Genomic DNA, 12433 nt, shown 5'->3' with positions numbered 1-12433 from the left:
TTCCCCGCAGATGAAGCTTCAGAGGGCTGAAGTTTCCAGTGAGTCTTCGCGGTGCAGTGCTACCTGGCGGATCGACAGCCGCAGCTCGGCCGACAGCACGCGCTTGGCCGCGCCTTCGGCAAGTTCACCCAGCTTGTCGTGGTAGCCCAGCTTGCCGTTGCCATCCGGGCGCAGCACGCCTTGCTCGATCAGTGTCTGGATGAAGTGGCGGAACAGGGTCTTGTCGAAGAACTCCGGAGCGTTGAGGCCATGCAGGATCGACAGGCGCTGGGCCATCATCACGCAGAGGTCTTCCAGCTCTTCGGCGCTGAGCGTGTGCTGGCCGCTGTTGAGCAGCAGCGAGGTGGCCATGTAGAAGCGCTGCAGGGTCTGGGTGATGGTGCGGGCCAGCAGGGTCAGCAGGACGAACGGGCGCGAACTCGGCGCGGGGCGGATGTACAGGTCGTTTTCCCGGCGCAACAGGCCCTGTTCGACCAGCGCCGCCAGCCATTGGTCGATGACCTCGTCCAGCTGTTCGGGCGCCCAGCGCAGGAACAGTTCGGCCTGCAGGTACGGGTACAGCGCATGGACGTACTGGCCGAGCAGTTCGCGGCTCATGCGCGAGCTGCTGTGGAAGAAGCTCGCCAGCAACGCCGGCAAGGCAAAGATGTGCAGCACGTTGTTGCGGTAGTAGGTCATCAGCACCGCGTTGGCTTCGTCCAGGTACAGGATGCGGCCAAGGGCATCCTTCTGCTCGGACAGCAGGTCCATGCCCCTGACGTGTTCGATCAGTGCCTGGCCGTCACCCCCTGGCAGGGTGGTGTGCTCGGAGTAGGGCACCTTGCGCAGCAACGCCAGGTACAGGTCGAGCACGCGGGTCAGGGCGCTTTCGTCCAGGGCCAGGCGGCTGGTGGACAGCAGCGCCAGGGCCACCAGGTTGACCGGGTTGACGGCCGCGGCCTCGTTGAGGTGACGGGCTACGGTTTCGCCCAGGCGGGTGGTGGTTTCGTTGAGCCAGGCCGGGCGGAACTGCGGGCCCAGGTCCTGCTCGCGCCAGCCGGGTTGCTGCTGGTCGAGGAAGCCCGCCAGGCGGATCGGTTCGCCGAAGTTGACGTAAACCTGGCCGAAACGCTGCTTCAGCGCACCGATGACCTTGAAGATGTCGAAGATCGACTCCTTCTTCTTGCTCGCCCCGCGCAGTTCACCCAGGTAGGTACGGCCTTCGAGTACCCGTTCGTAGCCGATGTACACCGGTACGAAGACGATCGGCGTGCGCGATGAACGCAGGAAGCTGCGCAAGGTGATGGCCAGCATCCCGGTGCGCGGTTGCAGCATGCGCCCGGTGCGCGAGCGCCCGCCCTCGACGAAGTACTCGACCGGAAACCCCTTGGTGAACAGGGTGTGCAGGTATTCGTTGAACACCGCGGTGTACAGCGGGTTGCCCTTGAACGTGCGGCGCATGAAGAAGGCGCCACCACGGCGCAGCAGACCGCCGATCACCGGCATGTTGAGGTTGATGCCGGCGGCGATGTGTGGCGGCGTCAGGCCGTTGCGAAACAGCAGGTAAGACAGCAGCAGGTAGTCGATGTGGCTGCGGTGGCAGGGCACGTAGATCACTTCGTGGCCTGGCGCGATGCCTTGCACCTGCTCGATATGGTTGACCTTGATACCGTCGTAGATCTTGTTCCAGAACCAGCTGAGCACCACTTCGAGGAAGCGGATGGCGGTGTAGGTGTAGTCCGAGGCGATCTCGTTGCCGTAGCGCAGGGCTTGCGCCTCCGCCTTGGCCAGGGGGATGTTCTCCCGTTGCGCTTCGTCGCTGATCGCCTGGCGCACCATCGGCGCATGCACCAGGCCTTTGACCAGGTTGCGCCGGTGCGAGATGTCCGGGCCTATCACCGCGCTCTTGAGGTTGCGGAAATGCACGCGCATCAGGCGCTGGGCCATGCGCACCGTGCGTTCATGGCCTTTGTTGTGCTGCACCAGCTCGCGCACGTGGATGGGCGCGGAGAACTGCACACGGGTCTTGCGCCCGAGGATCAGGATGGTCAGCAACCGGCGCAGGCGCCCGGTGACCGCCCAGCTGTCCGCGAACAACAGCTTCCAGGGGCTGGACTCGCTGGCCGGGGTCTGGCCCCAGAACACACTGACCGGGATGATCTGCGCGTCTTCTTCGGCATGCTGGCTGACGGCGGCGATCACCCGCTCCAGGGTCGGTGGGGCGCCGCGCTTGTCGTGGCGGCCGAGCCAGTCCGGGTCGGGGGTGAGGTAGAAGAACCCGGCAGGTTCGTGCAGCGTGCCGACAGCCACCGGCAGCACCGGGCGCGGCAGCCCCGCCTTGGTGCACTCGTGGTCGAGCACGGCCAGGTCGGTGAGCGACGGCGAGGGCAGGGCATAGAACACCGGGCGGCTGCGGTCGAGCTGCAGGCTCATGGCGGACTGGTTGATGGTCTCGGAGCGCACCCACAGGTACAACAGGCGACGCAGAGCGCCGAAGATCAGGCGGCGCAGGGGGGAACGGGTCATGGGGTGAGTGCCCTGGGTGTGATTTTTAGTGAGTGTGCAATCAGTTAGTCTGCCGTATCTGCGTAAGTTCAGCAAAAAGCTGCAAATGGCGCGGCGGTCATGAAAATTATTTGTTCTGTGTCATATACTCGGCCTGCCACTTGCAGGATATTTCGGCAAGCGGCGTCGGCACGGGGAGGACACCCTGTGTCTACAAGGCGATCTTCACAATAAAAATCCGGAGTAGTTCAGATGTCGTCTCGTGAGACTGGGAATGTAAAGTGGTTCAACGATGCCAAAGGCTTTGGCTTCATTCAGCGCGAAGGTGGTGCGGATGTGTTCGTCCACTATCGGGCGATCCGCGGTGAGGGGCATCGTACCCTGGTCGAAGGGCAGCGGGTTGAGTACTCCTGCGTGCAGGGCCAGAAAGGCCTGCAAGCCGAGGATGTCGTCGGGCTCTGAGCCTCCTGAGGTTCTCAAGCTGTAGGAGCTGGCTTGCCGGCGATCACCGGCGAAGCCGGTGCCATTTGCCGCGGTGGCTGCATCGCCGGCAAGCCGGCTCCCACAAAGAATGCTGAGCATTCATGTGCGCCAGGTGATTTCCTCTTCACCGTCGGCGCTGATGCGGACCCAGCGGTCGGCATCTTCTTCACCATCTTCCTCGACCCAACCACCCGGTGCGCAGCGCACCTCGACGCCGAGTGCGGCGAATGCGGCGCGGGCGCAGGCGATGTCATCGTCCCACGGGGTGTGGTCACTTTGCAGGTACAAGCTGTTCCATTTCCCTACAGCTTTGGGTAACCAGGTGACCGGAATGTTACCGGCTGTGCATTTGAAGGTCTGGCCTTTTTGTTGCCAGTCGCTGCAAGGGCCGATCGCTTCGCCGAGCCACTGGGCAATCTGCTTGTGGTCGACGTCGGCGTCCTTCAGGTAGATCTCGATATCAGGTTGGCGCATAAGGGCTCCGGGTGTGCTCAGTCTTGGCGCACGAAATAGTCATAACGCATGGAAACCGTGACCTCGAACGGCTCGGGCTGGTCGATCACCCGTGCGCGTTTCTCGGCGCTGGCGCGCCAGCCGTGCGGGGTCATGGCCAGCAGGTCGGCGCGGGCCTTGGGGGCTGCCAGGCTCAGGCGGAACTCGAGGGTTTCACTGTGGGCGTGGACCATGCCCTCCGGGACCAGGGCCAGGTGCTTGTCGTCGGCGTAGGGGCGTACTTCATCGTAGAGCACCTCGCGCAGTTCCATCAGGTGGCCGCTGGTCGGGCCCACCCGCATCAGGCCGCCGCCCGGGCTGAGCAGGCGCTTGGCCTCGGCCCAGTCCAGCGGGCTGAACACGCTGGCGATGAACTGGCAGCTGGCATCGGCCAGCGGCACACGGGCCATGCTGGCGACCATCCAGGTGACCGAGGGATCACGCCGGCAGGCACGCTTGACGGCTTCGCGCGAGATGTCCAGGGCGTAGCCGTCAGCGTGGGGCAGTGCCTGGGCGAGCTGCGCGGTGTAGTAGCCCTCACCGCAACCGATATCGAGCCAGGCGCCGGGCTGGCGCTCGGCGGCCAACTGCGCCAGGCGGCGGGCCACCGGGGCGTAATGGCCGGCGTCGAGGAAGTCGCGGCGCGCTTCGACCATGGCTTGGTTGTCACCTGGGTCGCGGCTGTTCTTGTGCTGCACGGGCAGCAGGTTCAGGTAACCCTGGCGAGCGCGATCGAAGCGGTGGCCGGCCGGGCAGGTCACACCGTTGTCGAGCCGCGTCAGGGCCGCCTGGCAAATAGGGCAGGCGAGCATCAGGCGAGCAACCGGACCAGGGTCTGGTAGTAAATCTCGGTCAGCAGGTCGAGGTCGCTGGCCAGGATGCGTTCGTCGACCTGGTGGATGGTGGCGTTGACCGGGCCCAGTTCGACCACCTGGGTGCCCATGGTGGCGATGAAACGGCCATCGGAGGTGCCGCCACTGGTGGACGGTTGGGTGTCACGCCCGGTGACGCCCTTGATGCTCGCCGACACGGCATCGAGCAGTTCGCCCGGTTCGGTGAGGAACGGCAGGCCCGACAGCGCCCAGTCGATCGACCAGTCCAGTTCATGCTTGTCGAGGATGGCCGAGACCCGCGCCTGCAGGCCTTCGACCGTCGACTCGGTGGAGAAGCGGAAGTTGAACAGCGCGGTCAAATCGCCCGGGACCACATTGGTGGCGCCAGTGCCAGAGTTGAGGTTGGAGATCTGGAAGCTGGTCGGCGGGAAGAACGCGTTGCCTTCGTCCCAGTGCTCGGCGGCCAGTTCCGCCAGTGCTGGGGCGGCCAGGTGGATCGGGTTGCGCGCCAGGTGCGGGTAGGCCACATGCCCCTGTTTGCCACGTACGGTCAGCTTGGCGCCGAGCGAGCCACGGCGGCCGTTCTTGACCACGTCACCGAGCAGGGTGGTGCTCGATGGCTCGCCGACGATGCACCAGTCCAGGCGCTGGCTGCGCGCTTTCAGGCGCTCGACCACCGCCTTGGTGCCATGATGCGCCGGGCCTTCCTCGTCACTGGTGATCAGGAAAGCGACCTGGCCACGGTGGTCGGGGTAGTCACGCACGAAGCGCTCGCTGGCAACCACCATGGACGCCAGGCTGCCCTTCATGTCGGCGGCGCCACGGCCACAGAGCATGCCGTCGGCGTCGATCAGCGCCTCGAACGGCTCATGTTGCCACTGCTGCACCGGGCCGGTGGGGACCACATCGGTGTGGCCGGCGAAGCACAGCACCGGGCCATCCTGGTTGCCGTGTGTCGCCCAGAAGTTGTCGACGTCCTCGATGCGCATCGGTTCGAGCTGGAAGCCCACGGCGCCCAGGCGGTTCATCATCTGCGCCTGGCAGTCGGCGTCGACGGGGGTGACCGAGGGGCGGCGGATCAGGTCGCAGGCCAGTTGAAGGGTAGGCGAGAGCTCGGCTGGGGCCGTCATGGGGAACTCCGGGGCAAGGCAAGGCGGAAAAACGAGGGGCGTTATCTTATATCAAACCAGGGGCATCGGCACGGGCCAATGGGGCCGCTGCGCGGCCCCATTGGGTTTCAGGTTGCCTCAGCTTCCACCCCCTTGTCGCTTGGCTTGGGCAGTGACGACAGAAACGCCATCACCAACGCCGCCAGGTACGGCAGCGACTGCACCAGCAACATGGCCACCCAGAAGCGCATGTCCGAGCTCGGCAACCCTTGCACCAGGCAGATACCCGCCGCCGCCCCCCACAGCAGCAACATGATGAACAGCTCTTCGCGCGCTTCGGCAATCGCCACCAGCAAACCATGGCTGTCGGCATGCTTCGGCGTGCGGATGAACGGCATGCTGCTGGTGAAGAACCCGTACAGCACCGCCTTGGCGATGGTGTGCGACAGCGCCAGCCCTGCCAGCGCCGCGGCGAAGGCATCCTTGAGGTTGACGCCTACCGCCCGGCGATACAGGAAGATGATCTTGCCGACCTTGAAGAAAAACAGCGCCAGCGGCGGGATGGCGAAGATCATCAACGGTGGGTCGACCCGGTGCGGCACGATGATCATCGCCGCCGACCACAACAACGCACCGACAGTGAAGAAGATGTTCATGCCATCGGCGACCCACGGCAGCCAGCCGGCCAGGAAGTGATAGCGCTGGCCACGGGTCAGTTCGCTGCCTTTGCCGCGCAGCAGGGCCGCGGCGTGGTGCTTGATGATCTGGATGGCGCCGTAGGCCCAGCGGAAGCGCTGCTTCTTGAAGTCGATGAAGGTGTCGGGCATCAGGCCCTTGCCATAGCTGTTGTGGGCGTAGGCGGCCGACAGGCCCTTCTCGAACACCCGCAGGCCCAGTTCGGCATCCTCGCAGATGCACCATTCGGCCCAGCCCAGCTCCATGAGCACGCTGCGCCGGGTCATGGTCATGGTGCCGTGCTGGATGATCGCGTCACGGTCGTTGCGGGTGACCATGCCAATGTGGAAGAAGCCCTTGTACTCGCTGTAGCAGAGCTTCTTGAACGCGCTTTCGTGCTGGTCGCGGTAATCTTGCGGCGACTGCACCACGGCGATTTTCGGGTCGGCGAAGTGCGGCACCATGTGCTTGAGCCAATTGCGGTCGACGCAGTAGTCCGAGTCGATCACGGCGATCACTTCGGCATCCGCGGCGGTGTGCGGGATCAGGTAGTTCAGCGCCCCCCCTTTGAAGCCGGCCAGCGGCGCCACGTGGAAGAACTTGAAGCGTTCGCCGAGCTTTTCGCAGTGAGCCTTGAGCGGCTCCCACACGGCCGGGTCCTTGGTGTTGTTGTCGATCACCAGCACTTCGTAATCTGGGTAGTCCAGCGCGGCCAGGGCATCGAGGGTCTGTTTGACCATTTCTGGCGGCTCGTTGTAGCACGGCACGTGCACCGAGACCTTGGGCCGGTAGGCGCTGTCGCCCTGCACCGGCAAGAACTCCCGGCGGCGCTTGTGCGTCCACACCGCCTCCGCCAGTTCATGGGCCTCGGTCAGCAGCACGATGAACACCCCCAACGCGCCCAGTGCCAGCAACACGCCGACGGTCAGGCTGAACCAGGTGCTGTACTGCTGGCTGTAGTCATAACCGATCCACACCAGCACCGACCCGCAGAGGAAGGTGATGAAGGTCAGGAAGGTGCGCCCGCGCTGGCGCAAGGCCGAGCCGTCGATCAGCAGCACGGTCAGGGCGATCATCGCCAGCACCACCGAGGCGACCGCCAGGGCGCGCCATTGGGGGATCGCCACGACCGGCCCGTCGAAGTTGAATTTCTGCTGGCGCTCGGCGTTGAACACGCCCCAGTAGGCGCCGACCGAGCCTTCGTCGCTGGCCTTCCACGGCTGGTCGTAGGCTTCGATGACGAAGTAGTTGTAGCCGCGGCGGTTGAGGGTGTTGACCAACGTACGCAGGTAAATGGCCTGGTCGGCCTGGGTGGCGTCGGCGCCGCCGCGCATACGGCCATTGCTCGGCCAGCCGACTTCGGACAGCAGCAAGGGCTTGCGCGGGAACTGCTGCTTGAGTTCGCGGGCGCGGTCGAGGACGAACTCCACCGAATCCTTCATCGGCACGAATTCCCAGTAGGGCAGGATGTGCGCGGCGATCAGGTCGACGTGCTTGGCCAGTTCCGGGTGTTCTTTCCAGATGTGCCACTGCTCGCTGGTGGTGACCGGCACCTTGACGGCCGCGCGCACGCGGTCCAGGTATTGAATCAGCGCTTCGGGGGTAACCTCTTCGCGGAACAGCGCTTCGTTGCCGACCACCACGCGCACCACGCTGCGCGAGCTGTTGGCCAGTTCGATGGCTTTGGCGATCTCACGCTCGTTGCGCTCCAGGTCCGGGCTGATCCAGATGCCTAGGGTGACCCGCAGGCCAAGCTCTTCGGCCAGCCGCGGGATCTCGGCCTGGGTGCCTTCGACGGTGTAGATGCGGATGTTGTCGGTCAGCTTGTTCATCTGCTCCAGGTCCTGGCGCATCTCGTCGTCGCTGGGGTACTGGCCCTTCTGCGGGCTTTCTCCAAGACGGAACGGCGAGTACGAGAAACCGGCGATCTGCTCAGGCCAGGCAGGTGCGGAAACCGGGCGATTGACCAGCGCCCAGAACCCGGTGAACAGTGCGGCGATGGCCAGGACCACCACCAGGTTGAGGCCGAATTTGCGTGATGACATTGTGGTCCATTTCTATCTAGGTGGTAGGACATTAAAGCAGTATTAATAGGGTCTTTCCTAACGATGGAGCTCAAAGCGGCCAGTGGCCTATAATGCGCGCCGGTTTTTGGGGTATAGGTTTCGGGGTAGCAACATGAGCACAGAAGATCCACGCTTCGCCGGCGTTGCCCGGCTGTACGGCGACCAGGGGCTGCAGCGCCTCAGCCAGGCCCATGTGGCGATCGTCGGTATCGGCGGGGTCGGTTCGTGGGCGGCCGAGGCGCTGGCGCGCAGTGGCGTGGGTGAAATCACCCTGTTCGACCTGGACGACGTCTGTGTCAGCAACACCAACCGTCAGGCCCATGCCCTGGAGGGGCAGGTGGGGCGGCCCAAGGTCGAGGTCATGGCCGAGCGCCTGCGGGCGATCAACCCGGCGTGTACGGTGCATGCGGTAGCCGACTTCGTCACCCGCGAGACCATGGCCGAATACATCAGCGAAAACCTCGACTGCGTCATCGACTGCATCGACAGCGTGATGGCGAAGGCAGCGCTGATTGCCTGGTGCCGGCGGCGCAAGATCGCCGTCGTCACCACTGGCGGCGCAGGCGGGCAGATCGACCCGACGCAGATCCAGATCGGCGACCTCAACAAGACCTTCAACGACCCGCTGGCCTCGCGCGTGCGCTCGACCTTGCGCCGCGACTACAACTTTTCGCGCAATGTCAGCCGCAATTATGGGGTGCCTTGCGTTTTCTCAAGCGAGCAGCTGCGTTACCCCAAAGGCGATGGCAGCGTGTGCCTGCAGAAAAGCTTCGTCGGTGAGGGCGTGCGCCTGGACTGTTCGGGGGGCTTTGGCGCGGTGATGATGGTCACCGCGACCTTCGGCATGGTGGCCGCCAGCAAGGCGGTGGAAAAGCTGGTGGCGGGGGCACGGCGGCCGTCGGAGCGGGTCAAACCTGAGTGATTGTGTGGGCCTCTTCGCGGCGGTTCAACTGACTGAAACCAGCTCCGCCATTCGCAGCAACACCGCATGCAGCCCATTGCTGCGCGACGGCGACAACTGCCGCTCCAGCCCCAGCTGGGTAAACCACTCGCGCAGATCCAGCCCTGCCAGCTCTGCACTGTCGAGCCCCTGCACCCGCATCAGCAGCAGCGCCAGCAGCCCGCGCAGCAACCGCGCATCGCTGCCGGCCTTGAACCGCCATTGCCCTTCGTGCTGCTCAGCCACCAGCCACACCACGCTTTCACAGCCATGCACGCGGTTGCGCTCGGCCTTCTGCTCATCGCTCAGCGGTTCCAGCCGGTCGCCCATCTGCATCAGCAGCCGCGCTCGCTGCTCCCAGCCGCGGGCCTGCTCGAAACTGTCCAGTGCCTCCTGGGCCGCTGCCGGCAGGCTCATCGCAGCAGCTCCAGGCCTTGATCGAGCGCCTCGAAGAAGCGCTGCAGGTCGTCACTGTCGTTGTAAAGCCCCAGCGACACACGAATCGCCCCTTCCAGCCCAAGCCCCTTGAGCAGCGGCATAGCGCAGTGATGGCCGGCCCGCACGGCAATGCCCTGTTCCGTCAGCAGGTGAGCGATGTCGGCGTTGTGCACGCCGTCGATGACGAAACTGGCCAGGGCCGCCTGCGGTGTACCCAGTACCCGCACGCCATCCCGGTCGACCAGCCCGCGCAGCAAGTGTTGATGGAGGCTGGACTCATGGTTTTCGACCGCCAGGGCATCCAGGCTGGCCAGGTAATCAAGGGTTGCGCCCAGGCCGATCACTCCGGCGATGGGTGGCGTGCCAGCCTCGAAACCGAGTGGGGCCGGGCGGAAACTGGCGCTGTGGTAGTCGGCCAGTTGCACCATCTCACCGCCGAACTGCCAGTGGCGCAGCAGCTCCAGCGCCTGTGGGCGACCGTACAGCACGCCGACGCCTTCAGGGCCGTACAGCTTATGGCTGGAAAACACGTAGAAGTCGCAGCCCAGCTGCTGTACATCGTGGCGACCGTGCACCACACCCTGGGCACCATCGACGACGGTCAGCGCCCCTTGTGCGCGGGCATGGGCGAGCAGCGCGGGCAGCGGCTGCCAGGTGCCAAGCACATTGGACAACTGGCTGACGGCCAGCACGCGCGTGCGCGGGCCAATCAGCTGCAGGGCCTGGTCGAGGTCGATGCGGCCATGCTCGTCCACCGGCAGCACGACCAGGCGCATGTTGCGCCGCCGTGCCAATTGTTGCCAGGGCAGCAGGTTGGCGTGGTGCTCCAGGGCGCTGACGGCAATTTCTTCGCCCGCCTCGAAACGGTATTCCAGGCCATACGCCAGCAGGTTCAGCGCCGAGGTGGCGCCATGGGTGAAGATGATCTGCCTGGACTGGGCGGCATTCAGCCACGCAGCAACCTTGTCGCGGCTGGTCTCGAACGCCTGGGTGGCCAGCGCGCCGGGCAGGTGCTGGGCACGGTGTACATTGGCCGCGCCGTGGCCGTAGTAATGGCTCAGGGCGTCGAGCAGGGCCTGGGGCTTCTGGGTGGTGGCGGCGCTGTCCAGGTAGGTCTGGTGCTGCCGTTGCAGGGCGGCGATGGCGGGGAAATCGGCACGCCAGGGGGAGGGCTGGAACATGATCACGGGGCCTGGAATGAAAATCGGGTCTGGCGTGAGTGCGCCAGACCCGATCTTAACACTTCGAACCCGCGGGGAGTTCTCAGTTGTGGGCGTGCAGCGCCTCGTTCAGCTCGATCGCCGACTTGTGCGTCTTGCACTCGACCGCGCCATTGAGCGAGTTGCGGCGGAACAGCAGGTCGGTCTGGCCGGCCAGGTCACGGGCCTTGACCACTTTGACCAGCTCGTTGTTCTCGTCGAGCAGGTTCACCTTGGTGCCAGCAGTGATGTACAGGCCGGCTTCAACGGTGTTGCGGTCGCCCAGCGGGATACCGATACCGGCGTTGGCGCCGATCAGGCAGCCTTCGCCAACCTTGATGACGATGTTGCCGCCGCCGGACAGGGTGCCCATGGTCGAGCAGCCGCCGCCCAGGTCCGAGCCCTTGCCGACGAACACGCCTGCCGAGACGCGGCCTTCGATCATGCCTGGGCCTTCGGTGCCGGCGTTAAAGTTGACGAAGCCTTCGTGCATGATGGTGGTGCCTTCGCCGATGTAGGCGCCCAGGCGCACACGGGCGGTGTCGGCGATACGCACGCCAGCCGGGACCACGTAGTCGGTCATCTTCGGGAACTTGTCCACCGAGAACACTTCCAGCAGCTCACCCTTCAGGCGCGCTTCCAGCTGCAGCTCGGCCAGCTCGGCCAGGTCGACCGCGCCCTGGTTGGTCCAGGCGACGTTCGGCAGCAGCGGGAAGATACCCGCCAGGCTCAGGCCGTGCGGCTTGACCAGGCGGTGCGACAGCAGGTGCAGCTTGAGGTAGGCCTCTGGGGTCGAGGACAGCGCAGCGTCTTCGGCCAGCAGGGTGGCGACCAGCGGTTTGTGGCTTTCGGCCAGGCGGGTCAGCAGGGCGGCCTGGGCAGCATCGACGCCTTTCAGGGCTTCGGCCAGTTGTGCGGCCTGGGCATTGCTGAAGGTGATGGCCTGGTTGCCGCCTTCATAACCGAGGATCGGCGCAACTGCGGCGACCAGCTCGGCGCTCGGTTTGAGCAGGGGCTGTGCGTAGAACACTTCCAGCCAGGTGCCCTGGCGGTTCTGGGAGCCGACACCGAAGGCCAGGCTGAACAGGGTATTGGACATGTGATTACCTCGTGCGAAATAGGGTATGAAGCGCCAGCGCGCTCAGGCCAGCGCGGCGGCGTACAGGTCTGGCTTGAAGCCGACCAGCGTGCGCGTGCCCAGGTCAAGCACCGGGCGCTTGATCATCGACGGCTGGGCCAGCATCAGTTCGACGGCCTTGGCCTGGTCGAGGTCGGCCTTGCTGGCGTCGTCGAGCTTGCGGAAGGTGGTGCCGGCACGGTTGAGGATGACTTCCCAGCCGTGTTCGTCGCACCAGCGGTTCAGGCTGTCACGGTCGATGCCTTGAGCCTTGTAGTCGTGAAAGTCGTGGGCGATGCCTTTGTCTTCGAGCCAGGTACGCGCCTTTTTCATGGTGTCGCAGGCTTTGATACCGTAGAGCGTGTAGGTCATTGTGTGCATTGAGGCCACAGGATGCCCCAATCTCTCCGTATCCGAATGTCAGTCGCGGGATTATGCGGGAACGATGCTGTGAGCGCCACGGGTGTGCGCCCAAGCACACGTATCATCGTGTTACATATTCAGGCAGCACCTGCGACTATCGTGCAGCGGCCCTGCATTGCCATACGCCGCTAACATATTGTTTCAATGGCGATGTCTCGCCCCGCTGTGGTTATT

Annotated in this window: 11 protein-coding genes; 2 read left to right on the top strand and 9 right to left on the bottom strand. The window is 64.7% G+C overall.

From position 1 onward, the window contains the following. Positions 1-18: 18 nt before the first annotated feature. Positions 19-2505, bottom strand: a complete 2487-nt coding sequence (gene plsB / locus ACIPIJ_RS02965; RefSeq protein ID WP_401072528.1) for a glycerol-3-phosphate 1-O-acyltransferase PlsB — start codon at positions 2503-2505, stop codon at positions 19-21. Between the two features lie 231 nt (positions 2506-2736). Here plsB and ACIPIJ_RS02960 point away from each other — a divergent pair, with 231 nt between their 5' ends. After that, complete coding sequence (locus ACIPIJ_RS02960) at positions 2737-2946, top strand: cold-shock protein (protein WP_012315914.1); 210 nt, start codon at positions 2737-2739, stop codon at positions 2944-2946. 120 nt (positions 2947-3066) lie between these two features. On the opposite strand, the gene ACIPIJ_RS02955 is transcribed toward ACIPIJ_RS02960, so the two are convergent. The 4 genes from ACIPIJ_RS02955 to ACIPIJ_RS02940 form a co-directional block, all read right to left on the bottom strand. Next, positions 3067-3441, bottom strand: coding sequence for a hypothetical protein (locus ACIPIJ_RS02955; protein ID WP_401072526.1), 375 nt, complete (start codon positions 3439-3441; stop codon positions 3067-3069). A gap of 17 nt (positions 3442-3458) precedes the next feature. Next, positions 3459-4271 carry a putative RNA methyltransferase gene (locus tag ACIPIJ_RS02950; protein ID WP_401072524.1) on the bottom strand — a complete coding sequence of 271 codons (813 nt, stop codon included), beginning with the start codon at positions 4269-4271 and terminating at the stop codon, positions 3459-3461. Next, a complete protein-coding gene (gene dapE, locus ACIPIJ_RS02945) occupies positions 4271-5422 on the bottom strand; it encodes a succinyl-diaminopimelate desuccinylase (protein ID WP_401072522.1) in 1152 nt (383 codons plus the stop codon). Before dapE ends, ACIPIJ_RS02950 begins: the two co-directional genes overlap by 1 nt. A gap of 107 nt (positions 5423-5529) precedes the next feature. After that, positions 5530-8121 carry a glycosyltransferase gene (locus ACIPIJ_RS02940; RefSeq protein ID WP_401072520.1) on the bottom strand — a complete coding sequence of 864 codons (2592 nt, stop codon included), beginning with the start codon at positions 8119-8121 and terminating at the stop codon, positions 5530-5532. 133 nt (positions 8122-8254) lie between these two features. Between ACIPIJ_RS02940 and tcdA the strand changes: the two genes are divergently transcribed. Then, positions 8255-9064: a tRNA cyclic N6-threonylcarbamoyladenosine(37) synthase TcdA gene (gene tcdA / locus ACIPIJ_RS02935; RefSeq protein WP_401072518.1), complete on the top strand. Its 810-nt coding sequence runs from the start codon at positions 8255-8257 to the stop codon at positions 9062-9064. 24 nt (positions 9065-9088) lie between these two features. Here the strand turns inward: tcdA and ACIPIJ_RS02930 are convergent, their stop codons facing one another. The 4 genes from ACIPIJ_RS02930 to ACIPIJ_RS02915 form a co-directional block, all read right to left on the bottom strand. Further along, positions 9089-9499, bottom strand: a complete 411-nt coding sequence (locus tag ACIPIJ_RS02930; RefSeq protein ID WP_401072516.1) for a SufE family protein — start codon at positions 9497-9499, stop codon at positions 9089-9091. Next, on the bottom strand, positions 9496-10701 hold the full coding sequence (locus ACIPIJ_RS02925) for a cysteine desulfurase (RefSeq protein WP_401072514.1): 1206 nt from the start codon (positions 10699-10701) through the stop codon (positions 9496-9498). The genes ACIPIJ_RS02930 and ACIPIJ_RS02925 overlap by 4 nt, the downstream gene beginning before the upstream one ends. 82 nt (positions 10702-10783) lie before the next feature. Next, the gene (gene dapD / locus ACIPIJ_RS02920) at positions 10784-11818 is read right to left on the bottom strand and encodes a 2,3,4,5-tetrahydropyridine-2,6-dicarboxylate N-succinyltransferase (protein WP_401072512.1); all 1035 of its coding nucleotides are present in this window, start codon (positions 11816-11818) and stop codon (positions 10784-10786) included. Between the two features lie 42 nt (positions 11819-11860). Then, positions 11861-12208: an ArsC family reductase gene (locus ACIPIJ_RS02915; protein ID WP_401073417.1), complete on the bottom strand. Its 348-nt coding sequence runs from the start codon at positions 12206-12208 to the stop codon at positions 11861-11863. Positions 12209-12433: the final 225 nt, after the last annotated feature.

It is taken from the genome of Pseudomonas sp. NPDC087185, from assembly GCF_044744955.1.
In the GTDB taxonomy this organism is placed as follows: domain Bacteria; phylum Pseudomonadota; class Gammaproteobacteria; order Pseudomonadales; family Pseudomonadaceae; genus Aquipseudomonas.
Note: the sequence above shows the minus strand (reverse complement) of the source record. Positions and strands in the feature narration are given on the sequence as shown.

Excerpts from the sequence above, each read along its gene's own strand:
- ACIPIJ_RS02915 (WP_401073417.1), bottom strand. The coding sequence starts at position 12,208 with ATGACCTACACGCTCTACGGTATCAAAGCCTGCGACACCATGAAAAAG.
- ACIPIJ_RS02925 (WP_401072514.1), bottom strand. The coding sequence starts at position 10,701 with ATGTTCCAGCCCTCCCCCTGGCGTGCCGATTTCCCCGCCATCGCCGCC.
- ACIPIJ_RS02940 (WP_401072520.1), bottom strand. The coding sequence starts at position 8,121 with ATGTCATCACGCAAATTCGGCCTCAACCTGGTGGTGGTCCTGGCCATC.
- plsB (WP_401072528.1), bottom strand. The coding sequence starts at position 2,505 with ATGACCCGTTCCCCCCTGCGCCGCCTGATCTTCGGCGCTCTGCGTCGC.
- ACIPIJ_RS02955 (WP_401072526.1), bottom strand. The coding sequence starts at position 3,441 with ATGCGCCAACCTGATATCGAGATCTACCTGAAGGACGCCGACGTCGAC.
- dapE (WP_401072522.1), bottom strand. The coding sequence starts at position 5,422 with ATGACGGCCCCAGCCGAGCTCTCGCCTACCCTTCAACTGGCCTGCGAC.
- ACIPIJ_RS02960 (WP_012315914.1), top strand. The coding sequence starts at position 2,737 with ATGTCGTCTCGTGAGACTGGGAATGTAAAGTGGTTCAACGATGCCAAA.
- ACIPIJ_RS02930 (WP_401072516.1), bottom strand. The coding sequence starts at position 9,499 with ATGAGCCTGCCGGCAGCGGCCCAGGAGGCACTGGACAGTTTCGAGCAG.
- dapD (WP_401072512.1), bottom strand. The coding sequence starts at position 11,818 with ATGTCCAATACCCTGTTCAGCCTGGCCTTCGGTGTCGGCTCCCAGAAC.
- ACIPIJ_RS02950 (WP_401072524.1), bottom strand. The coding sequence starts at position 4,271 with ATGCTCGCCTGCCCTATTTGCCAGGCGGCCCTGACGCGGCTCGACAAC.
- tcdA (WP_401072518.1), top strand. The coding sequence starts at position 8,255 with ATGAGCACAGAAGATCCACGCTTCGCCGGCGTTGCCCGGCTGTACGGC.